Origin of the sequence: Collinsella sp. AF28-5AC, from assembly GCF_003457875.1 — a bacterium.
Taxonomy (GTDB): domain Bacteria; phylum Actinomycetota; class Coriobacteriia; order Coriobacteriales; family Coriobacteriaceae; genus Collinsella.
Genome location: NZ_QRTA01000001.1, coordinates 227368 through 249318, shown reverse-complemented (window position 1 = coordinate 249318; position 21951 = coordinate 227368). Strand labels below are relative to the sequence as shown.

Below are 21951 nucleotides of genomic sequence, written 5' to 3'. Positions count from 1 at the left end.
CATGACAAAAGAGCGCAGCTACCTTACAACAGGTCACTGCGCCCCCAAATATGAACTTAGTTGTTCAACATGCGACCCGTATGAGTTCTACTCGCCAAGACCGCTCTTGATGAGCTCGATGGCAGCAGCCAGAGCCTCGGCCTCGTCAGCGCCGTCGCACTTGACCTCGACCTCGGTGCCGCAGGGGATACCAGCAGCCATGAGGGCCATCGGGGACTTGCCGTTGACCTCCTTCTCGGGGGTGACGACCGTCACGTCACAGGCGTACTTGCCCATGGTGGAGGCGAACAGACCAGCCGGACGCATGTGCAGACCCTGCGGATTGACGAGAGTAGCCTTCTCAGAAACCATAATTGACTCCTTTTTGTGTTTAACCCCTGTCATGCATGTGGCAGGAGTCAGATTCACGACGTTGTTTATATTAACTCACATCAAACGGTTTTTCATTGTGTTTCGCACGAATTGTTGGACAGTTGTCTGTTCTGTCCGCTCGCCTGCCGGGCGGGGCGGTTAAGTTTGCTGCTCTACAGTCCTGCGCAAGACGGAAAGCACATTAAGTGCTTTCCTTTGCGTGCGGAACTCGCGACAAACTTAACCGCCCCGCCCGGCAGGCGAGCTGCGGGAAAATGCTTCCGTCCAAGAAATATCGTGCAAAAGGAATTCTGGCTGAATTATTGTTCGCGTGGGTGATTCAGTCGATGAGGGCTATTAATGCCCTGTTGGGGACTAAGGAGTGTCCCGGGGTGCCGGCAGGAAAGGAACGTCCCTAAGTGCCGGGTGGCATGAAAAAAGGCGAGGACCCGTAGGGAGTCCTCGCCTTTGTTACAGGGGGCGATGTTATTCGCGTACCGTGGAATTAGACCAGGCGGGCGTTGATCGTCTTGGCGATCTCGACGGCGTCGGTGGAACCCTTGACGGTGGTACGGAAGTCCTCGTCCATGAGCGCCTCGGCGACCTTGGACAGGATCTTGAGGTGCGTGGTGCCAGCCTGGGCGCCGGGGATGAGCAGGGCGATAGCCACGTTGACGGGAGCGCCGTCCATGGTGTCCCAACCGGTCACGCCGGACTCGTCCTTGACGACGATGACGGCAGCCTCGGTAATGGCGTCGGACTTGGCATGCGGGATGGCGAAGCCCTCCATCATGCCCGTGGTGCCCTCGGCCTCGCGGGCCAGGAAGGCGTTCATCACAGCGTCGGCGTCGCTGGCGATACCGGCCTTGACAGCCTGGTTGGAAACGAAGCTCAGAGCCTCGTCACGAGAAGCGAAGTCCTCGGCGACAAAGACATTCTCAACCTTCACGAAGTCGGCAGCCTCGGCCTTAGGGGCCTCAACGGCAGCGGCCTTGGAAGCCTCAACCGGCTTGGCTACAGGAGCGGCCTTCTGATTCTTCTCGAAGTCGTACTTCTTGAAGGCCACGAACAGGATGCCACCGACCACAGCGCCGATGAGGATCGCGAGGACCCACAGCGGACCGTTCTCGACAACGGGCAGGACCAGGAAGCCACCGTGGGGCGCCGGATCGTGGACGTTGAACATAATGGTCAGGATCGAGGCGATGGAGGAACCGAGCATCATGATGGGCATGACCGGCCAGATGTTCTTGGTCATGAACGGAATGGCGCCCTCGGTGATGTGGGTGCAACCAAGAATGAGGTTGACGATACCGGCGTCGTGATCCTCCTGGCTGAAGTACTTCTTGCCGACAACGACAGCGAAGGTAGTGATCAGCGGCGGAACGATGCAGGCGGCAGAGACGGCAGCCATGAAGTTGGTGCCGAAGTTGTAGGTATCGGTGCCAACGCCGGCAGCCAGTGCCTCGGTGAGCATAGCAGTACCGGTGACGTAAGCAGCCTTGTTGACCGGGCCACCCATGTCAAAGGCGCACATGCAGCCGATGGCAAGACCCAGGACAACGGCGCCAGAGGCGGACAGGCCCTTGAGGAAGTCCATCATGGCGGTGTTGATGGCAGCCATGGGGCCCGAAATGCCGAGCATGACCAGGCCGACGATAGCCGTCGAGAACAGCGGGTACAGGAAGATGGCCTTGAGGCCGTCTAGGTTCTTGGGCAGACCGGCAAAGACCTTCTCGAGCAGCAGGATGACATAGCCGGCGAGGAAGCCGCCGACGATGCCGCCCAGGAAGCCGAAGCCCACGCCGGCGCCACCGGCGTCGATCATGCCGGTCTCGGCGTTAACAGGCAGGCCCTGGATGGCGATCATACCGGCAACAAAACCGGGGACGAGCGCCGGGCGTTTGCCGATGGACTCGGCGATGTAGGCGGAAAGCACGGGAACCATGAGGTTCATGGCAATGCCGCCGATGATCTTGAGCATAGCAGCGAAGCTGTTGTAATCAGACGCCGTCGAATCGAAGGACGTAATGCCCCACAGGAACGAAACGGCGGTCAGAACACCACCAGCAACGACGAAGACCAGCATATGGCTGACACCGTTCATAAGGTGCTTATAGATGACGTGGCCGATAGACTCCTTCTCCTCGACCTCGTCCTCGACATCGGCAGCGGCTGCAACCGTGCCGTCGCTCTTGGCGGCGAGCGCGCGGTCAATCAGCTTACCGGCGGCCTCAACAGACAGGGCCTTGGAAACACCAACGGAAACCATGGGCTTGCCGGCGAAACGCTCAGCCTGGACATCCTTATCGGCTGCGACGACAACGGCCTTGGCGCCAGCGATCTCGCTCTTGGTGAGCTCGTTCTCGACACCGACCTGGCCATGGGTCTCGACCTTAATGGTCAGACCGCGCTCGGCAGCTGCCTTCTCTAGCGCCTCCTTCGCCATGAAGGTGTGCGCGATACCGGTCGGGCAACCGGTGGCGGCGATGATGTCAAACTTAGCCATGTGTCCCTCCTTCTTGAGTACTGCGCCCGCAGGCGCTCCCCTACACGCGCGTCCTTGCGCGCTTTTCCACAACTGAAAGATACCAACCTACCGTCCGCGTGAGAAGAGACAGGGCGCAATTCTCCGGTGAAAGGTTCTTTCATAACCGTAAACGGTAGGTGAAAGTTTACCATCAACTCTTGAAACGGCAAGGTGTATCTTGTAATTGAAAATGCCCGTATACTATGGCATTGCAAATCAAGTTAGATTTTCATGCCAACCAGGAGCCATCCATGACCGATAGTAGCAAGAGCGCACTTTCCCTCATTAGTACCCATCAGGGATACAGCGAGTCCGAGCAGCGCATTGTCGACTATATATTGGAGCACCAGTCCGAGGCGCCGCGCCTCACGGCCGCTCAGCTCTCACGCGCCGCCGCCACGTCCGAGGCGACCGTTTCGCGCTTCTGCCGCAAGCTTGGCTTTGGCAGCTTCCGCAGCTTTCAGTTTTCGCTGGCGAGGGATTTGGAAAGCCAGCGCAACGAAGGCCTGACTGACGAGGTCTCGCTCGACAATATGGAGCAGAGTCTCAAGAACATCCTGGCTGCCAAGGTGAGCGAGCTTAATGCGACCATCGACGGAATCGACCACGATACGCTGGCGGCTGTTGTACATGCCCTTAAGCATGCAGGGGTTATTGAGTTTGCAGCTGTGGGCAATACGAACGCGGTTGCGCTCGATGCGACATTTAAGTTTTCGCAGCTGGGCCTGCGCTGCATGGCGAGCACCATAAGCGAGACCTCGATTGGTTTTGCGCTCACGTTACGCCCGGGTGACGTTATCGTACTGATTTCGAACTCGGGCAAGTCGCGCCGTTTGAATCGCATGGCAAAAGCGGCTCGCGACTGCGGCGCAACCGTAGTCGTCATCAGCAGCGACAGCAAATCCCCGCTCGCGCGCCTGGCAGACTACACTTTTAATACCGTCAACCACGAAGCGCTGCTGACGACGGGCGACTTTGCGTTCTCTAAGATCAGCGCCACGATGATCATCGAAGTCATCTACAACTTCCTGCTGCCTGAGATTGAAGACGCTCGCGAACATATCAGCTACTACGAGGAGCTCATCCAGCCGGATAAGGTCGTTGAGTAAAACGCGTAGTGGGACAAAAATTTCAGTCTATTTTGTCCCACCAACACCGCTGATACGACCTAACCTCGAGCTTCTTCGAGCATCTGCTTGGCGTGCGCTAAGCTCGCCTCCGATTGATCGCCGCTCAACATGCGGGCGATCTCGGCGGTACGCGCTTCGCCGGTTACCTCGTCCAAATGCGTCTGGGGAACCACGCCCGGTTCCTTGCTGACGACATAATGCTTGTCAGCCATGACGGCGACCTGCGCCAAGTGGGTTACGACAATCACCTGATGCGTAGCGGCGAGATCTGCCAGCACGCCCGCGAGCGCACGCGCCGTGGAGCCGCCGACACCGGCATCGACCTCATCGAACACGAGCGTATCGACACCGTCGGCGTTACCCAAAACCACCTTACTCGCCAGCATGACGCGGCTGAGCTCGCCGCCCGACGCAATTCGACGCAGGGGGCGCGGCGTCAAGCCGGCACCGCTGCGGTATAGCAGCTCGTAGCTCGAAGGACCAAGGGGCGTCCACTCAGCACGGGGAAGATCGCGCGACTCCCAGACGAGCTCGGCGCCGCCCATCTCCAGGCGAGCCATCTGGCGGCCAACCTCGTGGCAGAAGCGCGGGGCCGCCGTATTGCGAGCGCGCTTAAGTGCCTTGGCAGCGGCAAACAACTCGCGCTCAGCGCTCCCGAGTGCCTCACGCGCCTTTTTGATCTGTTCATCGCCATCATCGACCAGGGACAGCAGCTCTTGCGAGCGATCGCGCATGGCAAAAACATCGTCCATGGTGGGACCCCACTGACGCAACAGGCCCTTGAGGTCGGAATACCGCTCACGCATGCGAGCAAGCTCGCGCGGGTCGAAGGCGACGCCATCACGATAGGCACGAAGCTCGTTCGCGCAATCCTCAAGGGAGATACAGGCATCCGAAAGCGCGTCGGCAATGTCGCCCAGTTTGCGATCGACGGCAGCCATTCGGGAAAGCTCTGCCACGGCGCTGTTCACGGCATCGAGCGCTCCCCCTTCAGAGGCAAGCGATGCATGGGCATCGTTAGCCGTGGCAACCAGTACCTCGGCATGTTCGGAGCGCGGCAGCAGCTCCTCGAGTTCCTCGTACTCGCCCGGCTTGGGGTCGACCTCGCCGATGCGCTCGAGGGCAAAGCGCGCCTCCTCGACGCGGCTCCCCTGCGCACGTGAGGCTTCCTCCACACGGCGAAGCTCTTTGGCGGCAGCGCGCGATGCCTTAAAGCAGGCGCGGTACGCATCCAGCGTCTCGAGTGCCGGGCGCCCTGCCCATGCATCGACCATCGCAACGTGATGCGCCGGATCGAGCAAGCGCTGGTGCTCGTGCTGGCCGCACAGATCCATCATCACGCCGACGCGCTCTGAAAGCTCGCGCACGCTGGCGATGCAGCCGTCAATCTTCACGCGGCTGCGGCCCTCGGCAGAAAGGCTGCGCTGGACCGTGAAGCCCTCCGTGTCGTGCGGGCCGTCAAACAGGCGTGCCTCGACGCTCGCCAGCGCCTCGCCCTCGCGCACCGTCGACGAATCCGCACGCTCGCCCAAAATAAGCTTAAGGGCCGAGAGCAGCGCAGTCTTGCCGGCGCCGGTCTCGCCTGTCAGGACAGTCAGGCCGGCACTCGGCACCAGTGTCGCCTCACGAATGAGTGCAATGTTAGAAACCTGCAGCTCATCGATCATGACGGACTCCGTAGAATACGCGGCTCACCGAGTTATAAAAGCTCTCAGGGCCGTAGTCGAGCAGCAGCACATCTCCGGGACCGCGACGCACCGCCACACTCTCGACGGTGCCATCGCAGGTAATAAACTGTCCATCGATAGCGATCGCCGGAACGCTCGGGCGGTCGTCAGACATAAAGATTTCGACGACATCACTCGGCGAAGTCAAGAAGGCACGGGCCTGAATAGTGTGCGGCGCAATGGGTACGCAGACCATGCCCGTGTAATCGGGGCTCACGATGGGGCCGCCGGCCGAAAGCGCATAGCCCGTAGAGCCGGTCGCCGTGGACACGACCACGCCGTCGCCACGCAGGCGATCGATATGGTGGCCGGAAACCGTGATGTCAAACTCGACCATATCGGACAGCGGACCGCGGGTAAGCGCCATGTCGTTGAGGGCGAAGGTGCGAACGACATCCTTCGTACCGTCTTCGCGCACGGACACGATATCCGCGGCGATGGTGGCGCGACGGCTCACGTGCAGCTCACCGGACAGGGCATCACTCACAACCTGCAAAATGTCACGCTCCTCGGGGCTAGCGGCCGTCAAAAAGCCCAGGTGACCATAGGAAAGACCGAGGATAGGAATCTCGCGATGGTTGAGGATGCGGGCAGCGCGCAGCAGCGTGCCGTCGCCACCGAGCGTAATGACCAGATCGGAGCCGTCAATATCAGGCGTGCTCTGAATCTTGGATCGCTGGTCGGCAGCCCATGCGACCTCATAGCCCTGGCGCGTCAGCCAAAGCTCGAGCATCAGACCGCTCTCGACGGCCTCTTGCTTGTAGTAATTGGGAACCAGAAAGACCTTCATAGCGTTGCAGCTTTCTCGCTCAAAGCCGATACCTGGGATTGCAGCTCATCGTCGGCGCGCTCCCCGGGGACAAACCTTGTGCCGTACAAGAAAAACTCAACGTTGCCCTTAGCGCCATGGATGGGCGACACGCACACGTCAAGCGGGAACAGGCCCTTGGCGGCAAAAAGCTCAATCGCCGCCACGAGCGTATCGCGGCGGACGGCGGGGTCGGTCACGATACCGCCCTCGCCCACCAGCGCAGCCGGCGCCTCAAACTGGGGCTTTACGAGCGTGCAGAACGAACCCGAAGGCTTCAGGCACGCCAGCACGGCGTCGATGATATTCGCGATGCTGGTAAACGAGACATCACACACAGTCAGGTCGATGGCGCCGGCATAGCCAAGCTCAGGCAGCTGCGTCACGTTTGTGCGCTCATGCAGCGTCACGCGATCGTCCTGACGCAGCGACCAATCAAACTGGGCACGGCCCACGTCCACCGAGACAACGGTCGCAGCTCCGCGCTTGAGCAGGCAATCGGTAAAGCCGCCGGTAGAGCAGCCCACATCCAGACAGGCAAGGCCCGTCGGATTGATGCCAAACGCATCGAGCGCGCCTTCGAGCTTAAGCCCGCCGCGGCCAACATAGGGAATGCGCCCCTTCACGTGCAGCGGCAGGCCCGGGGTCACCTTAAGGCCCGGCGAAGTCAAGCGCTCGCCGCCACTCGAGACCAAGCCGGCCATAAGAGTGCGAAGGGCATCCGCGCGATCGGCGCAGATGCCCTGTGAAATCAGTTCGTCATCAAGACGCACGCGTTTCATGAATGCCATCAACCATTCGTATCCGGAGATGCGGCCTAGCTATCCTGGGATTCGTTTGCCGCATCCTCATCGTATTCCTGCTCGAGCTTGTCGGCCTCACGCGGCGTCAGCTCAAACTTGTCGACCATATCGACCGCGCGGGAGCCCAGCTCAATCGCCTCGTCAAACAGATCGAGTGAACGCTCCAAGGACGTATCCTTGGAGCGAACGGTAGCGATGATCTGGTCCAGACGGTCCGAAATCTCATCAAAGTTGCGGACGGAACCCTCTGGCATGGCTACTCCTCGACGGAGTCGACATCAGTCTCGGCGGCGTCCGCGCCCTCGGCCAGCACACCAGCCTCAGCCTGGGCAACCGCAACTTTAGCGGCAGCCTCGGCAGTCTGGGCCTCCTCGCGAGCGCGATCCTCGGCGAGCAGCTCTTGGTACAAGTCCTCGCCCGGCAGCTCCTCGCTGCGAGCGATCTTGCCCAGCACGCCGTTGACGAACGACGCGGACTGGTCGGTGCCATAGGCCTTGGCGAGCTCGACGGCCTCGTTGATCACGATGGCGTCCGAGACCTCCTCGTCGGTGAGGAAACGCATCTCATAGACGGCGATACGCAGCAGATTGCGGTCGGCGCCGGGCATGCGCATAAGATCCCAGTTCTTGGCGACGGCGCGCAGGGCGCAGTCGATGCGGTCGATATGCTCGTAAGCACCGCGGCACAGCTCCAGCGCATAGGGGTCGAGGGGACCCTTCGAGATCAGGAAATCGCCCTCGAGGACGCGCTCGAGCGGGCTGTCCGTGGCCTCGGCCTGGAACAGCAGCTGCAGCGCCTGACTGCGGGCAAGCGTGCGCCCGCGATAAACCTTAAGGCTCAAAGGTTACTCCTTGGGGAAAACGAGGCCGTCGATGCAAACGTCAACGCGCTCGACCTCAACGCCCACCTGGGCATCGATGGCGGTGACCACGGCGACGCGAACGGCCTCGGCGAGTTTCTTGAACGGATAGCCAAAGAACACCACGACACGCACGGTGAGTGCGAGCTTGTCGCCGACGACCTCGGCCTCGACCGCCGGCTCGGAAGCCGGGGCCTTGGACGAGAGCATCATGGAGACAAGGTTGGTGGCAAGGTCCTTGACGCCAACGGAGGCGATGCCCTCGACATCCGACACGGCGCGCGAGACGATGGCGGTCAGAACATCGGGTGAAATGCCGATGCCGTCAATCTTGATTTCCTGGGGCATGAGTCCTCCTAGAAGAGTTGGTTGCTAGACGCGGGAGACGAACTTGCCGTCGCGGGTGTCAACCTTAATGACCTCGCCCTCGTTGAGGTACATGGGGACCTGGATGACAGCGCCGGTGTCGATCGTGGCCGGCTTGGTGGAACCCTGGACGGTGTCGCCCTTAAAGCCCGGGTCGGTCTGGACGATGGTGGTCTCGATGAACATCGGCGGGGTCACGCCCATGAGCTCGTCGTCGGCGAAGAGCAGCTGGCAGATGTCGTTCTCACGCAGCCACTTGGAGTTCTCGCCCACCATGTCCTCGGGAACGGGAACCTGCTCGTAGGACTCGTTGTCCATGAAGATGTAGTCGGTGCCGTCGTTGTAGAGGTACTGGAACTCACGGGTGGTGAGCATGACGCTCTCGAACTTGGTGCCGGCGTTGCAGGTGTTCTCAACGACACGACCGCTCTTGATATCGCGAGTCTTGTAGCGCACAAAAGCACCACCCTTGCCCGGCTTGACGTGCTGGAACTCGACGATGGTATAAACCTTGTCCTTAATACGGAGACCGAGGCCGTTCTTGAAGTCGGCGGTAGAAATGGTAGGCATAGCGACCTTTCTTCTTATGGGCAGAACGCACAGGCGTCCAAATTACATACGACCGAAATTATACACTTGCAGACGGCGCCTGCAGCGAGCGCATAAAAAGAGAACGCGGGGCGTCCGAATCGATCCGGACGTCCCGCCCCAAAAATCTATCGAAATGAGCTAGCAATCGATGACGTGAAGGTCATGCGGCGTCTTGGTGAAGGGCTCGTAGCCGTTCTCGGTGACCACGCCGTAGTCCTCCAGACGCACGCCGCCCACGCCGGGCAGGTAGACGCCGGGCTCCATGGTGATAACCGAGCCGACCTCGATGATATTCTTGCTGCGGTTGAAGTTGGGCAGCTCGTGGATGTCAATGCCCACGCCGTGGCCCAGACCATGGTTGTAGTAATCACCATAGCCGGCATCGCCGATGATCTTCTTGGAAAGCTTGAAAATGTCGTTGCCCTCGACGCCCGGATGGATGGCGGCGACGCATTCCTCGTGCGTACGGCGCACGAGCGCGTACAGGTCGAGCTGTTCGGACGTGGGCTCGCCCATCACGACGGTACGAGTCATGTCGGAGCGATAGTCGCAGTAACCCGCGCCATAATCCATGAGAACGAAGTCGCCCTTCTCGATCACGCGGTCGCTCGGGACGGCATGCGGGTTGGCGGTGTTGGGACCGCTCGCGACGATGGAGCCAAAGGCCAGGCTATCGGCACCGTTAGCGAACATAAAGTTCTCGAGCTCGTTGCGGACCTGTTTCTCAGTCATACCGGGCTTAATATAGCCGAGCATGTGCTGGAAGGCGGCGTCGGTGATCGACTGCGCGTGGCGCATGAGCTCGATCTCCTCGGCGTCCTTGATGGCGCGCATCTTACGGATGTCGTCATGCATCAGCGGCAGCATGCAGGCAACGGAGCGGTCCTCCAGGCCACGCTGAATACCCTGGTAGAAATTGATCTGCATGTCGTCCTCGACAGCGCAGACGCGGCACTTGTTGGCCGCGATCTTGCCGGCGACCCAGCCGGGGATGGTGCCCTCGTCCATGTCGTAGACCCAGGGGCTGCCGGCGGGCGTGTTCTCCTCAAAGCTGTTGAGATAGCGCGAGTCGGTATGGAACAGGCACTGGTCAGCCGTAATAAACGCAGCGTGCGGGAACTCGAAGGTGTAATCGAAGACGCCCTTGACGCCCGTAAGCCAACGAAGGTTGGCCTCGTCGCGCACCACGATAGCGTCGTAGCCGCGCTCAACCATCAGGGCACGGACACGCTCGATACGACCGGCAGGACCGGCAGCAAACTCTGACATGCAGATTCCTTTCTTGTTGTCTTCATAAAGACGGGACGGGCTCAATCAACGTACGGAATCGCGAGCGATTCGCAACCGATTGGAAACCCGCCCCTCAACATGATACGAAAGACGATGGATGTCAATAAATCCTAGAGAAGTTCGTTGCGAGAAGCCAAGTATGCGTGAGCATGGCGGTCGAGAACCTCGTCCTCAACGCTCGTTAGACGAATGGCGCCGAGCGCCGCGGGCAGCGGCAACATGCTGCGGTTCGAGCGGACAAACTGCTGCCTGCGGAACTCCTCGATATATGCGGCAGGCTCCAGATCGAAGGCAAGCTCCTCGATACCAAAGTCCTCCAGGCAGTCATCGACCTCAAAGACGTAATCGATATCGAAGTCGCAGGCATCATGGGCAAGGCGTGCCTCAAAGCGCATGCCCTCGGACAACAGCTGGTAGGCAGGGACCTGCGAAGCGGCATCGCCCAAGCAGGCGCGCAGGGTACGCTCCCCCGTCTTGCCAAAATCGAGCGCATGGCGGGCGCTCGGGTTCGTGGCCATCAGTACGTCCTTGCGGGCAGTCTGAGACCACTGAACGGCATTGACGAGCGCGACCTCCTCGCCCGCGAGAATCTCGGGAATGGTCTCGGTAAACTGATTCCAGCGGGACTTGCTGCTCGAAAGCATGGTGCCAACAAGTACCGCATAGCCGAGCTTGAGGTCCTCGGGGTCCGCCGCGCGTACAAGGTCGAGGTCACACACGACCAAGCCCGGCTCGGGACGGAACGCGATAGCGGGAAGCGCATGCGCCGACGAGGCGACAAGCGGCTTCATGGTCGTCGCGACCGTGAGCATGGCGTCGAACGTCGTCGGCAGCAAGGCGCACTCGGTGCGACCGCACCACTGATTGGCGCACCAGCAAACAACCGAGCAGGTCGCCGTGTCGCCGACAGCGACAACGAGATCATCGCAGGTAATGCCGTTAGCCGACAGCGCGCCAAAGACGGTATCGGCATCGACCAGCGTAGCACCGGCAGGCGAAACCTCGAGGACGAGCGGCGACACGGCAAAACCGGCGTCAACAAGTGCATGCTCGACAACCTCGCCAAAACGCTCGGATGTGGCGTCGTTCCAAACCACCATCGCACGCTTAGGCTTGCCCACAGCCGAGGCAAACATGCGCGACAGCTCCTCGAACGCCCCCAATCCGACGCGGACATCGACACTGCGGTTTTGGAAATTGATAAGTTGACGGCGAATCATAGCAGTCCACGCTCCAAAAGCATCTCGGCACAAAGGTAGGAAACGTCCTCGAAGGACTTGTTGCGAATATCAAGGGTAATATCGGCCGCCTGGCGATACAGCGGACGGCGATGCTCAAACAGGCGCGCAGCGTGCTCGGGCGAGCGGAAATCGGGCCGGGTATCGGAGCGACGAATCTGGCGCAACGAGTCCTCAAAGTCGCCTTCGAGGTACACACAGGTACCCATCTCGTGCATCAGCTCAATGTTCACCGGCGTCTCGACGATGCCGCCCCCGCACGATACCAGCAGGCTGCGCTCGCTTTGAAGCGAACGGAGTGCCGAGGTCTCGAGCTCGCGAAAACGATCCTCGCCCTCGGTCTCAAATATCTCGGTCACCGACTTGCCGCATCGACGCACAACCAAGCGATCGGTATCGATGAATCGACGCTTGAACATAGTGCCCACATTGCGCGCAAGCGTCGACTTGCCCGCGCCCAAAAAGCCGATAAAGAAGATATGGTCGCAGCCGTGTTTGATGTGCTGAGACATGGCGAAACCTATTCCTCGCAGGGAAGGTCGCGCAGGGCCCGGCGCTCAAAGATACGGAAGATCTGCGTGTACCACAGGTCCTGGGTTGCCTGCGGCTTGACCAGAATAGTGTCAACGCCGGCAAAATTACCGCTCCACACGTCCGTGTACAGCTGATCGCCGATCAGCACCGCCTCGTCTGCCGTGGCGCCGAGGCGCTTAAGACCCGCCTTCAAGGCAAACGGGGCGGGCTTCATGGCGTGGCTAATGGCCTCGAGTCCCAGCTCGCGTGCAGAGCTCATGACCTGGTCGCGATGCCAGTTGTTGGACACCATGCACAGCTTAAAGCCCTTGGCATGGGCGGCCTCGAGCCAAGCGGAGACCGCAGCGGGTACCTGCTCGGAATCGCGCGGCACCAGGGTGTTGTCGCGGTCGAGTAGAATGGCGCGCTTGCCGTCGGCCCACAGGGTATCGAGATCGATGCGGTCGACCGAGGCAACATATCGTTTGGGGCTAAAAATCCTCATGATCAATTCCAAGACTGTTGGTGCTCTTCGTAGGTCTTCGAGAAATACTCCTCGTCCTGTGTAATGTAGAAATACAGGTCATCGGAGTCGGTCGGCTCAAGGGTAGCCTTGAGCGCTTCGAGCGACGGAGAGCAGATGGGCGTGGGCGGCAGGCCCTCGTGCTTATAGGTGTTATACGGGCTATCGCTCTGCAGGTCGTCGGCGGTAACCTCGCCGCCGGTTACATACATCATGGTCGCATCGCTATTGAGGTAACGCAGGCCATCGAGCTTGCCCGCCAGACGGTTATAGAAAACCGATGCCACATGCGCGCGCTGATCGGCGTTGAGGCCCTCGCGCTCGACGATCGAGGCAAGGTTAACGATGTTGTAATCGGACATCTCCACGCCATAGCGCTCCTTGATCTTGGCCTCGCAGCTGGCAAAGTCAAGCGACTTGTACTCGGCGTTGAACTGGTCAAGCATGGCGCGAATCGCATCATCGGCAGACGGGTCCTTACCCAACGAATAGGTCTTGGGGAATAGGAAGCCCTCGAGCGAATCGTTTGCAGCGCCCTCAAGGAAGCTATAGTCCTTCACATAGTTGGAGGCTTTTGCCTGATTGAGGAAGTCTTCCTTGGAGATGCTGTCGTATGCCGCGGCCACGCGATCGGCGACCTGGTCGACCGTTAGTCCCTCAGGGATAGTCAGCGCATCGGAGCCCGCATTGGGGCCTTCCATGAGCTGCTGAACAACCTTGGTCGCGTCCATGAGCGTGGTAAACGAGTAGGCGCCAGGCTTAAGCGACATATCGGCATTGAGCTTTTTGACCGCCGCGTAATAATCCTTGGGGTCTTCGACGATATGGTTCTCGGAGAGAATCGAAGCGATGGTATCACCCGAGGCGCCATCGGGAATCGTGATAGTAACTTGCTGGCCAGCAGCAACTTTCGCATCCTCGCCGGCAAAGAAGCCCTTGACGGCTGGCACGACAAAGAAAACGATCGCGACAAGTGCAAGCACGGCGATGACGCCACCGATAATCATAGGCACCGGAGAGCTTTTCTTTTGGACGCCACGGCGGGCATGCGTGTTATAGCTCGAGCGCGTGGCCGGAGCAACGCCGTGTGTGCCGTGAGCATGATGTGTACGCGTATGCGATTGAGGCGCCTGCGCACGCTGCGTGGGCGCCTGCTGCTTAAAGCGGGTACCGCTTGCGGGCCGGGCTGCGCGGGCAGCGGGCAGTTGGGCAGGACGCTGAGCAGATTGTGCTGCACGAGAGGAGGGCTGTGCAGGACGAGCAGCAGGCTGAGCCGCACGCTGCGTCGGTTGCATCGGACGCTGGCCGGACGATACAGGGCGCGGCGTAGGCTGCCCCTGGCGATTCGGCTGGCGCGGATCGGAAGCGCTAGGCATGCGAAACCTCCTCGTTTTTGCGATCGAGCCACGTCTGCAAGAACAGGCTGGCGGCGATCATGTCAATCTTGCCCCTCATCTGCTTTTCGTTGAGTCCCTGCTCGCGCAGGATACGCTTTGCCTCTTGCGAGGACAGGCGCTCATCCTCAAACTCAAGCGGAAGATCGAGCTCTTGGGCAATCTTTTGCGCAACGGCGGCAACGCGCTCGGCCTGGGGGCCGGGCTCACCGGCCATAGTCAAGGGACGTCCGCTTACCAGGATATCGGGCTCATAGTCCTCAACCAAGTAACGGAACGTCTTGGCCATGCCAGTGACCTCGGCAGCCGGGAGCACCTTGACGGGCATTGCCATCTTGCCATCACGGCTCGAGACGGCAATGCCAATCCGGGTCTCCCCTATGTCCAGCGCGAGCGCGACCACAGCGACTACTTAAGCGCCGAGCGCGGTCTTGGCAGCCGCGAGGGCATCGGCGATACCGGCAGCGTTCTTGCCGCCAGCCTGGGCCATGTTGGGACGACCGCCACCGCGACCGTCGACCAGGCCCGCGATCTGCTTGATCACGTTACCGGCGTGGAAACCGGCCTTGACGGCGTCATCGGAGCCGGCGGCGAGCAGGGCCGGGGTGCCCTTTTCGGTCACGCTAGCGACGACGCAGGCGACGGGGCCGGCAACCTTCTGGTGCACGGTATCCCAGACGTTTCGCAGGTCAGCAGCCTCAAGGCCCTGGAGCTCAGCGACGACGAGCTTGTAGCCATCGAGCTCGACGGCACCCTCGATGGCGCCGGAGATGGCGTCGGAAGAGCCACCGGTCAGAGCCTTCTTGAGCTTGCCGGCGGTCTCGCGCAGCTCGGCCTGCAGGTTCTCCACGCGGGCGGGAACCTCGTCGACGCGGCACTTGAGTGCAGCGGCAGCGGCGTCAACGAGCGCCAGGCGGTCGGCCATGTAATCGAGGGCGCCCTTAGAGGTCACGGCCTCGATACGACGGACGTTCGAGCCCGTGGAGGACTCGGAAATAATCTTGAACAGGCCGATCTCGGCAGTGTTGGCGGCATGCGTGCCACCGCAGAGCTCACGGGAGAACGGCTGATCCTCGGCGCCCACGGAGACAACGCGGACGACGTCGCCGTACTTCTCGCCAAACAGGGCGACAGCACCGGCAGCCTTGGCCTCGTCGATGCCCATGACGCGGGTCACGACCGGCTTGGAAGCGAAGATCTGCTGGTTGACCAGGTCCTCGACAGCCTTGAGCTGCTCGGAGGACAGGGCCTCGAAGTGCGTGAAGTCAAAGCGCAGGTGCTCGGGCGTCACCAACGAGCCAGCCTGGGAGACATGCTCGCCCAGGACCTGCTTAAGCGCGGCGTCGAGCAGGTGCGTGGCGGTGTGGTTGCGACGCAGGAAGCCACGGCGCTCGGCGTCGAGCGCGGCGGTCACGGTAGCACCGACGGTCAGCGTGCCCTCGGCGACGTGGGCGACGTGGGCATACAGGCCGTTGTGGTTCTTGGTATCGGAAATGGTCAGCGCAACGCCCTCGGCGGAAAGCTCGCCGGCGTCGCCCTGCTGGCCGCCCATCTCGGCGTAGAACGGGGTGCGGTCGAGCACAACCTCGACGTCCTCGCCCGCAGCGGCGGACTCGACGGACTCGCCGTTGCGCACGATGGCGACAACCTTGGCGCCATCGATGACGTCGTTGTCATAGCCGTCGAACTCGGTCGCGGCAACCTTGTCGGAAAGCTCGACCCACACGTCGTTGAAGCTGCCCCAGGCATCGCCCTTGGCGTTGGCGCGGGCACGGGCCTTCTGGTCCTCCATGCAAGCGGTAAAGCCATCCATGTCGACGTCGTGACCGGCGGTGCCGGCGATCTCGACAGTCAGGTCAATGGGGAAACCAAAGGTGTCGTGAAGCTTAAAGGCAACATCGCCCGGAAGGACAGCGCCGTCGGCGAGCGCGGCCAGGGCCTCGTCCAGGTAAACGCGGCCGTTGTCGAGCGTCGTTGAGAAACGCTCCTCCTCGGAGGCGACGATGCCCTTAACGAGCGCGACGTTCTTGAGCAGCTCGGGATAAGCCTCGCCCATCTGAGCGTTGACCTCGTCGATAAACTTGGTCAGGAAGGCGCCCTCGATGCCCAGCAGACGACCGTGGAACACGGCACGACGGAGCAGGCGGCGCAGGACGTACTCGCGGCCCTCGTTACCGGGCAGGATGCCGTCCGAGATCATAAAGTCGACGGCACGGGAGTGGTCGGCGATGATGCGCAGGGAGCGGCTGGCGCCGGAGTAATCGTCGGCGTCATAGGTCTTGCCGCTGATCTCCTCGCCGAGTTTGATGAGGTGCTGCATCAGATCGCCGTCGTAGTTAGCGGTCTTGTGCTGCATGATGGCGGCCATGCGCTCCAGACCCATGCCCGTATCGAGGTTGCGGTGCGGCAGCTCCGGCATGGAGCCGTCCTCCTGGCGGTCGTACTGGGTAAACACGAGGTTCCAGAACTCAAGGAAGCGGTCGCAGTCGCAGCCAGGCTTGCAGTCGGGGCTGCCGCAACCGACCTCCTCGCCCATGTCAAAGTAGATCTCGGAGCACGGACCGCAGGGGCCGGTGGGGCCAGCGGCCCAGAAGTTGTCGTCCTCGCCCAGGCGGGAGATGTGATCCTCGGCAACGCCCAGAGAGCGCCACACGTCGTGGGTCTCGTCGTCCTCGGTAAAGACGGTAAAGTACAGGCGGTCGAGCGGAAGCTTGAACTCCTTGGTGATGAGCTCAAAGGCCCAAGCGCAGGCCTGCTGCTTGGAGACGCCGCCAAAGGAGAAGTCGCCGAGCATCTCAAAGAAGGACAGGTGACGGCCGTCCTCGCCGATGCAGTCGATGTCGTTGGTGCGGACGCACTTCTGGCAGGAGATCGCGCCGATCTCCTTCATGGTCTTCTTGCCCTGGTAGTACTCCTTAAACTGGTTCATGCCGGCGTTGGCAAGCAGCAGCGAAGGATCGTCGGGGACGAGGGACGAAGAAGGATAGAGCTTAAGACCGCGCTCCTCAAAGAAGTTGAGGAACTTAGAGCGAATCTCGGCCGTAGTCATTGACGGGTAGTCAGCACTCATAGAGGGAATCTCCTCGGTTTCACATCGAAACAGTTCAAACGTAACGATATTACCATCCCACCGCGCCTGTGCAAAAAAGAGGGCCGGCACAATGCCGGCCCTTCAGCGAAATTGCATGTTAGCGCGTATGAATGTTAACCCGAATTACCCCGCTACTTGTCGTCATCGTCCATGGAGCCGTCGATGCCGGTTTTGGTATCGTCCGTATCGGAATCGTCATCCTTGGCGAAGGGGTTCTTGAAAAAGCCCGTGGCATCGGGTTGCAGACCCGAGAGCTTGATCCAGGGATTATCGAGCTCGGGCTTGGGCATAGCCTTGGCCTCGGGCGCGGTCTCGTTGCCGATGAGCTCGGACTCGTAGATGAAGGTGTCGTCGCCGAGCGCGTCGTAGGCGGCGACCGGGTTGCCATCGGCATCGCGGTACGGCGTGCCCTTAAACACGGCGCCGTCATAGGCCACAAGCTGGCGGCCGGTCTCGTTCTCAAAGTAGTAGACGAAAATGCCCTTGAGGGCTGCGCACAGCGGAATGGCAATGATCATGCCAATGGGACCCATGAGCGCCGACCCAATAACGAGCGCCGTGAGGCTCATGATGGGATGCACCTGCACCGAGCTCTGCATGACCTTGGGCGAAATCACGTTATCGGTGACGTTTTGCGCGACCATCGTCACGATGAGCGTCCACAACGCCAACATGGGGCTGAACATGAAACCGAGCACTGTGGCGATTGCTGCGCTCACCCAGGGACCGACGACCGGAACCAAATGCATGATCCCCGTAAAGATAGCCATGAGCGCGGCATACGGATGGCCGATGATCATAAAACCGATAAAGGCGAGGAAGCCACCGCAGATGGACGTCACAACCATACCGCGCATGTAGCCGCCGACAGAACGAGAAAGGATGGCGACCATAAAGCGGTACGAGGTCTCCTTCTCCTGACCGATGATGGTGCAAATCTCGTGGTGCATGCGAGGGTAGTCACAGGCCATCCAGTAGGCAAGCACCAGACCAAGGAAGATCACGAACAGCTGCGAGGCCGTATTGGTGATGAGCGGGAACACACCGCGGCCAAGCTCGGCAGCGATCTGAGACACATACTTCGATGCCACGGCGACCAGCGACGAAAGATTATCGTCCAAATACTCCATGAGCGGCGTGTTGTTGAGCGTCTTGACATGCGAGACCATCTCGTTGAGGTCGCCACCCGCAACACGAAGCTGCTCAGGCAGACGGCTCAGGACTTCCATGATCTGACCAAAGAGGATCGGCGACAAGATGCAAACGACACCGACGAGTACGGCAACAACAACAATAAGCGCGATAAGCGAACCGATGCCGCGATTCACGCCATGGTGCTCGAGCCAGTTGGTGATCGGGGACATCACAAAAGCAATGATGGAGCCAACGGCAAGGAACTCAATAACCGGTGCCAGGATGCCCATAAGGTTAAAGATGACAGCAGCAATAACAATGCAGCCGACAACAGCCCAAATGCGCAGCGTCAGAATGCGGGTGTCGCGCAGCGCGCGATCGGTTTGTTGGGGATGCTCACTCATGAACGAACCATCACTCCGTCGGGGTCGATCTTATCCTGAATCTTCTTGAGGGTGCGGCGCAGCAGGCGCGAGACCTGCACCTGCGAGATGCCCAGCTTCTTGGCGATCTCGATCTGGGTCATGCCCTTCACAAAGCGCAGCTCGATAACCTCACGCTCGCGCGGCGAGAAATCGCGGATGGCTTCCTCGATCACCAGGCGGTCATCGGTAAAGTCGAGCTCGTTGTCGTCGTCGGCGTAACGGTCAAGAATCGAGGGCGCATCGTCGGAATCGGACGCTCCGGGAGCCTCGATGGGCACCGACGTATAGGCCGACGACGATTCCATGGCCTCCAGGACCTCGTCGACGGTCACGTCCAGGTACTCAGCGATTTCTTCGACCTTGGGCGAGCGCTGCAACTCGTTGGTAAGCTTGTCGGTAGCCTGGTTAACCTTGGCAGAAAGCTCCTGCAGGCGACGAGGCACGCGCACGCTCCAGCCCTTGTCACGGAAGTGACGCTTGATCTCGCCCAAGATGGTGGGCGTGGCAAACGTGGTGAACTCGAGTCCGCGCTCAGGGTCAAAGCGGTCGATTGCCTTGAGCAGGCCCAAATAGCCAACCTGCATCAGGTCGTCGAGCGGCTCGCCGCGATTCTTAAATTTGTTGGCAAGGAACCTTACCAGGTTCATATGGGACATGACGAGCTGCTCGCGGGCGTCCGGATCACCGGTCTCCTTGTAGCGACGAAACAGCTCGCGGGTTTTCTCCTTGTCCCAAGCGGTCTTGCCGCTCCGGGAACGTTCGGTCATATTAGATATCCGCCTTGAGATCGAGGGAAAGCGTCAGGGGCGCCGCAGTCTTTTCGTAGGAGTCGCACACGCTCGCCAAAATAAGCTCGGCATAAACAGCAGCCTGGTCATCCTCGTCGACAGTGGCCTGATCGCCAAAGGTAAAGGTCATGCCAACGTGAGATTCATCGACATCGAATTTGATTGAGATGTCATCGGAATCAACAGCCGTGCAGCCAAAAATAAAGGCTTCCTCGGCAGCCATGCGGATGTCCTCGATGCGATCGACAGACATGGAACACAGGGCACCAACGTTGGCTGCCGTCATGCGCACAAGGCGAGCGAGACGCGGGTCGCCGGCAACGGTCAGCGTGATGGGGCAGGTTGCTTCGCTACTCATCGCAGGACTCCTCAGAGGTCTCGGCGGGCGTGTAGGTGTAATACTGGGCTGCTTTAGCAGCAGGCTTCTGTGCATCATTGTCACCAGCAGCGACATCGTCCCCGGCTTCGCCAATCAGGACACGCTCGGTCGGCTGCTCGGCTTCTTCGGCAGCGGAAAGCTTGCGCTCGGCGTCGGCCGCGGGAGTCTTCACCTTGTTAAAGAGTTTCTGCACGGCACCGGCAGCGGAGTCGGTCACACTCGACACGGCATTGCTGGCCTCGGCCATGCTGCCGGTGACCTCGGAAATATCGCGGACGACCGCCTCGACTTCTACGAGGTTGGAGGTAAGGGCATCAACTGCCGTCTTACTCGACTTAAGCAGCGGCTCCATCTGGGCAAGTGCCGGCGTAAGCTCGTCGACAGCGCCGTCGAGTTTTGCCACCACCGGCTGCGCCTCGGCGATGGTGTTATTGAGGTCGTTCACGGTCTTATCGAGCGAGTCGACAACGTTGCGGGTCTTGCGCAGGGTAAGCGCGAGCTCAACAATAGCCCACACGCCGGCAAAGGCAAGCACCAGCAGGGCGATTTGAATGGGACTCATACAAGCCTCCCGAAGGAATCGAAATACAGACGCCTTTCATGGTACCCCAAAGAAGGGGGAAGATACCCAAAGGGAATGTGCGAGGTGCCAAGGACCTACTTGGGCGCGTTACCGCTACGGTCGCGTTCGCTTTGCTCTACGCGCCACTCTTCCCAGCCGCGGCCCGCAGGCTGCCAGAACGCGCCACGCTCCAGCCCTTCGGGCAAATAGCGCTGATCGACCCAGCCTTCGGGATAATCGTGCGGGTATTTATACACACCGTAGTCGTCGCTGCCTGGGCGATGGCGATCGCGCAGATAACTCGGCACCTCGCGAAGCCCACTAGAGTGGATATCGGCCAGCGCCGCATCGATCGAAGCCTCACACGCGTTGGATTTAGGAGCCAAGCACACATAGAGCGCAGCCTGAGCCAGGTTAATACGGCACTCGGGATAGCCAATGACCTCGGCAGACTTAAACGCGGCATGCGCCACCAAAAGCGCCTGCGGATCGGCGTTGCCAACGTCCTCAGAAGCCTGAATCATAATACGGCGAGCGATAAACTTGGGATCTTCACCCGCATCAATCATGCGCGCGAGCCAATAGATCGTGGCATCGGGGTCGCTACCGCGCATAGACTTAATAAACGCACTGATAATGTCGTAGTGCATGTCGCCGTTTTTGTCGTACGAAAAGCCACGACGCGGGTTGGCAATTTTTACGTCATCCACGGTGATGGGATAGCGCTCCCCCGCCGCCGGCGCCGGCGTTCCCTCGGTATCGGGACGCGTGACGGCAATCTCGCTCGCCAGTTCGAGCGTCGTGAGCGCCGAGCGAGCGTCACCCGCTGCCAGCGTGCAGATGGTCTTAACCGTATCCTCATCGACCAAGAACTTGCCGTTCAAACCCTGCGGAGCCTCGAGTGCACGCTCGATCAGCGTGGCAATGTCCTCGTCTTTAAGATGCTCAAGCTCCACCACGCGACCGCGCGAGAGCAATGCCGAGTTGACCTCGAAGTACGGATTCTCCGTCGTGGCGCCAATCATAATAACGGTACGGTTCTCAACCGCATGCAGCAATGCATCCTGTTGTGACTTCGAAAAGCGATGAATCTCGTCGATAAACAGGATGGTGCGACGGTCGTACGTATTCAGACGCGTCTTGGCCTCGTCAATCACGCGGCGAAGATCCTTTACGGTGCCCGTCACGGCGCTGACTTCGACAAACTCACTCTTGGTATGGTTGGCGATAATATGTGCCAGCGTCGTCTTGCCCGTACCGGCCGGCCCGTACAGAATCACACTCGACAGCACGTCGTGCTCAATTGCGGCACGCAACCACGAGCCCTTACCGACGGCCTTTTGCTGGCCCACATACTCGTCGAGCGAATTGGGCCGCATGCGCACCGCGAGCGGCGCATTTTTAAAGGAACGCTCGCGCGTCGAGGCAGAAAAAAGGTCGTCCATAGCC

At 60.4% G+C, this 21951-nt stretch carries 22 protein-coding genes; 1 reads left to right on the top strand and 21 read right to left on the bottom strand.

Annotated elements, in window-relative coordinates; all coding sequences use genetic code 11:
• Positions 1–87: 87 nt before the first annotated feature.
• Together DWZ01_RS01100 and DWZ01_RS01095 are read right to left on the bottom strand one after the other, a co-directional pair.
• Positions 88–351 (bottom strand): HPr family phosphocarrier protein, encoded by a 264-nt coding sequence (locus tag DWZ01_RS01100; protein WP_022094575.1) that lies wholly within the window; start codon positions 349–351, stop codon positions 88–90.
• A 505-nt stretch (positions 352–856) separates the two neighbouring features.
• On the bottom strand, positions 857–2860 hold the full coding sequence (locus DWZ01_RS01095) for a fructose-specific PTS transporter subunit EIIC (RefSeq protein WP_117847684.1): 2004 nt from the start codon (positions 2858–2860) through the stop codon (positions 857–859).
• A gap of 272 nt (positions 2861–3132) precedes the next feature.
• On the opposite strand from DWZ01_RS01095, the gene DWZ01_RS01090 reads away from it, so the two are divergent.
• Positions 3133–3990 carry a MurR/RpiR family transcriptional regulator gene (locus DWZ01_RS01090; RefSeq protein ID WP_117806188.1) on the top strand — a complete coding sequence of 286 codons (858 nt, stop codon included), beginning with the start codon at positions 3133–3135 and terminating at the stop codon, positions 3988–3990.
• 59 nt (positions 3991–4049) lie between these two features.
• Here DWZ01_RS01090 and DWZ01_RS01085 read toward each other — a convergent pair whose 3' ends face one another.
• From DWZ01_RS01085 to DWZ01_RS00995, 19 genes are all read right to left on the bottom strand, one after another.
• A complete protein-coding gene (locus DWZ01_RS01085) occupies positions 4050–5678 on the bottom strand; it encodes a DNA repair protein RecN (protein ID WP_117847682.1) in 1629 nt (542 codons plus the stop codon).
• On the bottom strand, positions 5668–6528 hold the full coding sequence (locus DWZ01_RS01080; RefSeq protein ID WP_035138200.1) for an NAD(+)/NADH kinase: 861 nt from the start codon (positions 6526–6528) through the stop codon (positions 5668–5670). The genes DWZ01_RS01085 and DWZ01_RS01080 overlap by 11 nt, the downstream gene beginning before the upstream one ends.
• Positions 6525–7328 carry a TlyA family RNA methyltransferase gene (locus DWZ01_RS01075; RefSeq protein WP_117847823.1) on the bottom strand — a complete coding sequence of 268 codons (804 nt, stop codon included), beginning with the start codon at positions 7326–7328 and terminating at the stop codon, positions 6525–6527. The genes DWZ01_RS01080 and DWZ01_RS01075 overlap by 4 nt, the downstream gene beginning before the upstream one ends.
• Before the next feature lie 35 nt (positions 7329–7363).
• Entirely contained in the window at positions 7364–7603 is a 240-nt protein-coding gene (locus tag DWZ01_RS01070; RefSeq protein WP_006233978.1) for an exodeoxyribonuclease VII small subunit, read from the bottom strand.
• 2 nt (positions 7604–7605) lie between these two features.
• A complete protein-coding gene (gene nusB, locus DWZ01_RS01065; protein ID WP_117847680.1) occupies positions 7606–8190 on the bottom strand; it encodes a transcription antitermination factor NusB in 585 nt (194 codons plus the stop codon).
• Positions 8191–8193: 3 nt separating this feature from the next.
• Positions 8194–8556 carry an Asp23/Gls24 family envelope stress response protein gene (locus DWZ01_RS01060; RefSeq protein ID WP_117842477.1) on the bottom strand — a complete coding sequence of 121 codons (363 nt, stop codon included), beginning with the start codon at positions 8554–8556 and terminating at the stop codon, positions 8194–8196.
• A gap of 24 nt (positions 8557–8580) precedes the next feature.
• On the bottom strand, positions 8581–9144 hold the full coding sequence (gene efp / locus DWZ01_RS01055) for an elongation factor P (RefSeq protein ID WP_006233983.1): 564 nt from the start codon (positions 9142–9144) through the stop codon (positions 8581–8583).
• Between the two features lie 159 nt (positions 9145–9303).
• Complete coding sequence (locus DWZ01_RS01050; RefSeq protein WP_117842478.1) at positions 9304–10434, bottom strand: Xaa-Pro peptidase family protein; 1131 nt, start codon at positions 10432–10434, stop codon at positions 9304–9306.
• Between the two features lie 131 nt (positions 10435–10565).
• On the bottom strand, positions 10566–11675 hold the full coding sequence (locus DWZ01_RS01045; protein WP_117847678.1) for a hypothetical protein: 1110 nt from the start codon (positions 11673–11675) through the stop codon (positions 10566–10568).
• Positions 11672–12205 (bottom strand): shikimate kinase, encoded by a 534-nt coding sequence (locus DWZ01_RS01040; RefSeq protein WP_099431675.1) that lies wholly within the window; start codon positions 12203–12205, stop codon positions 11672–11674. Before DWZ01_RS01040 ends, DWZ01_RS01045 begins: the two co-directional genes overlap by 4 nt.
• Before the next feature lie 8 nt (positions 12206–12213).
• Entirely contained in the window at positions 12214–12711 is a 498-nt protein-coding gene (locus DWZ01_RS01035; protein WP_117847676.1) for a YqeG family HAD IIIA-type phosphatase, read from the bottom strand.
• Between the two features lie 2 nt (positions 12712–12713).
• Entirely contained in the window at positions 12714–14105 is a 1392-nt protein-coding gene (mltG, locus tag DWZ01_RS01030) for an endolytic transglycosylase MltG (protein ID WP_233506149.1), read from the bottom strand.
• Positions 14098–14526, bottom strand: a complete 429-nt coding sequence (gene ruvX, locus DWZ01_RS01025) for a Holliday junction resolvase RuvX (RefSeq protein ID WP_117583450.1) — start codon at positions 14524–14526, stop codon at positions 14098–14100. Before ruvX ends, mltG begins: the two co-directional genes overlap by 8 nt.
• A 9-nt stretch (positions 14527–14535) precedes the next feature.
• Entirely contained in the window at positions 14536–17193 is a 2658-nt protein-coding gene (gene alaS / locus DWZ01_RS01020) for an alanine--tRNA ligase (protein ID WP_117847672.1), read from the bottom strand.
• A gap of 152 nt (positions 17194–17345) precedes the next feature.
• Positions 17346–18752 carry an AI-2E family transporter gene (locus tag DWZ01_RS01015; RefSeq protein ID WP_117847670.1) on the bottom strand — a complete coding sequence of 469 codons (1407 nt, stop codon included), beginning with the start codon at positions 18750–18752 and terminating at the stop codon, positions 17346–17348.
• Positions 18749–19540, bottom strand: a complete 792-nt coding sequence (locus DWZ01_RS01010; protein ID WP_117564127.1) for an RNA polymerase sigma factor SigF — start codon at positions 19538–19540, stop codon at positions 18749–18751. The genes DWZ01_RS01015 and DWZ01_RS01010 overlap by 4 nt, the downstream gene beginning before the upstream one ends.
• A 1-nt stretch (position 19541) precedes the next feature.
• Positions 19542–19919: a hypothetical protein gene (locus DWZ01_RS01005; RefSeq protein WP_022094590.1), complete on the bottom strand. Its 378-nt coding sequence runs from the start codon at positions 19917–19919 to the stop codon at positions 19542–19544.
• Entirely contained in the window at positions 19912–20502 is a 591-nt protein-coding gene (locus DWZ01_RS01000; protein WP_117769612.1) for a hypothetical protein, read from the bottom strand. Before DWZ01_RS01000 ends, DWZ01_RS01005 begins: the two co-directional genes overlap by 8 nt.
• 95 nt (positions 20503–20597) lie before the next feature.
• Positions 20598–21947, bottom strand: coding sequence for a replication-associated recombination protein A (locus DWZ01_RS00995; RefSeq protein WP_199411340.1), 1350 nt, complete (start codon positions 21945–21947; stop codon positions 20598–20600).
• Positions 21948–21951: the final 4 nt, after the last annotated feature.

Coding starts and splice junctions, on each gene's coding strand:
- DWZ01_RS01100 (WP_022094575.1), bottom strand. CDS start 351: ATGGTTTCTGAGAAGGCTACTCTCGTCAATCCGCAGGGTCTGCACATG.
- DWZ01_RS01095 (WP_117847684.1), bottom strand. CDS start 2,860: ATGGCTAAGTTTGACATCATCGCCGCCACCGGTTGCCCGACCGGTATC.
- DWZ01_RS01090 (WP_117806188.1), top strand. CDS start 3,133: ATGACCGATAGTAGCAAGAGCGCACTTTCCCTCATTAGTACCCATCAG.
- DWZ01_RS01085 (WP_117847682.1), bottom strand. CDS start 5,678: ATGATCGATGAGCTGCAGGTTTCTAACATTGCACTCATTCGTGAGGCG.
- DWZ01_RS01080 (WP_035138200.1), bottom strand. CDS start 6,528: ATGAAGGTCTTTCTGGTTCCCAATTACTACAAGCAAGAGGCCGTCGAG.
- DWZ01_RS01075 (WP_117847823.1), bottom strand. CDS start 7,328: ATGAAACGCGTGCGTCTTGATGACGAACTGATTTCACAGGGCATCTGC.
- DWZ01_RS01070 (WP_006233978.1), bottom strand. CDS start 7,603: ATGCCAGAGGGTTCCGTCCGCAACTTTGATGAGATTTCGGACCGTCTG.
- DWZ01_RS01060 (WP_117842477.1), bottom strand. CDS start 8,556: ATGCCCCAGGAAATCAAGATTGACGGCATCGGCATTTCACCCGATGTT.
- efp (WP_006233983.1), bottom strand. CDS start 9,144: ATGCCTACCATTTCTACCGCCGACTTCAAGAACGGCCTCGGTCTCCGT.
- DWZ01_RS01050 (WP_117842478.1), bottom strand. CDS start 10,434: ATGTCAGAGTTTGCTGCCGGTCCTGCCGGTCGTATCGAGCGTGTCCGT.
- DWZ01_RS01045 (WP_117847678.1), bottom strand. CDS start 11,675: ATGATTCGCCGTCAACTTATCAATTTCCAAAACCGCAGTGTCGATGTC.
- DWZ01_RS01040 (WP_099431675.1), bottom strand. CDS start 12,205: ATGTCTCAGCACATCAAACACGGCTGCGACCATATCTTCTTTATCGGC.
- DWZ01_RS01035 (WP_117847676.1), bottom strand. CDS start 12,711: ATGAGGATTTTTAGCCCCAAACGATATGTTGCCTCGGTCGACCGCATC.
- mltG (WP_233506149.1), bottom strand. CDS start 14,105: ATGCCTAGCGCTTCCGATCCGCGCCAGCCGAATCGCCAGGGGCAGCCT.
- alaS (WP_117847672.1), bottom strand. CDS start 17,193: ATGAGTGCTGACTACCCGTCAATGACTACGGCCGAGATTCGCTCTAAG.
- DWZ01_RS01015 (WP_117847670.1), bottom strand. CDS start 18,752: ATGAGTGAGCATCCCCAACAAACCGATCGCGCGCTGCGCGACACCCGC.
- DWZ01_RS01010 (WP_117564127.1), bottom strand. CDS start 19,540: ATGACCGAACGTTCCCGGAGCGGCAAGACCGCTTGGGACAAGGAGAAA.
- DWZ01_RS01005 (WP_022094590.1), bottom strand. CDS start 19,919: ATGAGTAGCGAAGCAACCTGCCCCATCACGCTGACCGTTGCCGGCGAC.
- DWZ01_RS01000 (WP_117769612.1), bottom strand. CDS start 20,502: ATGAGTCCCATTCAAATCGCCCTGCTGGTGCTTGCCTTTGCCGGCGTG.
- DWZ01_RS00995 (WP_199411340.1), bottom strand. CDS start 21,947: ATGGACGACCTTTTTTCTGCCTCGACGCGCGAGCGTTCCTTTAAAAAT.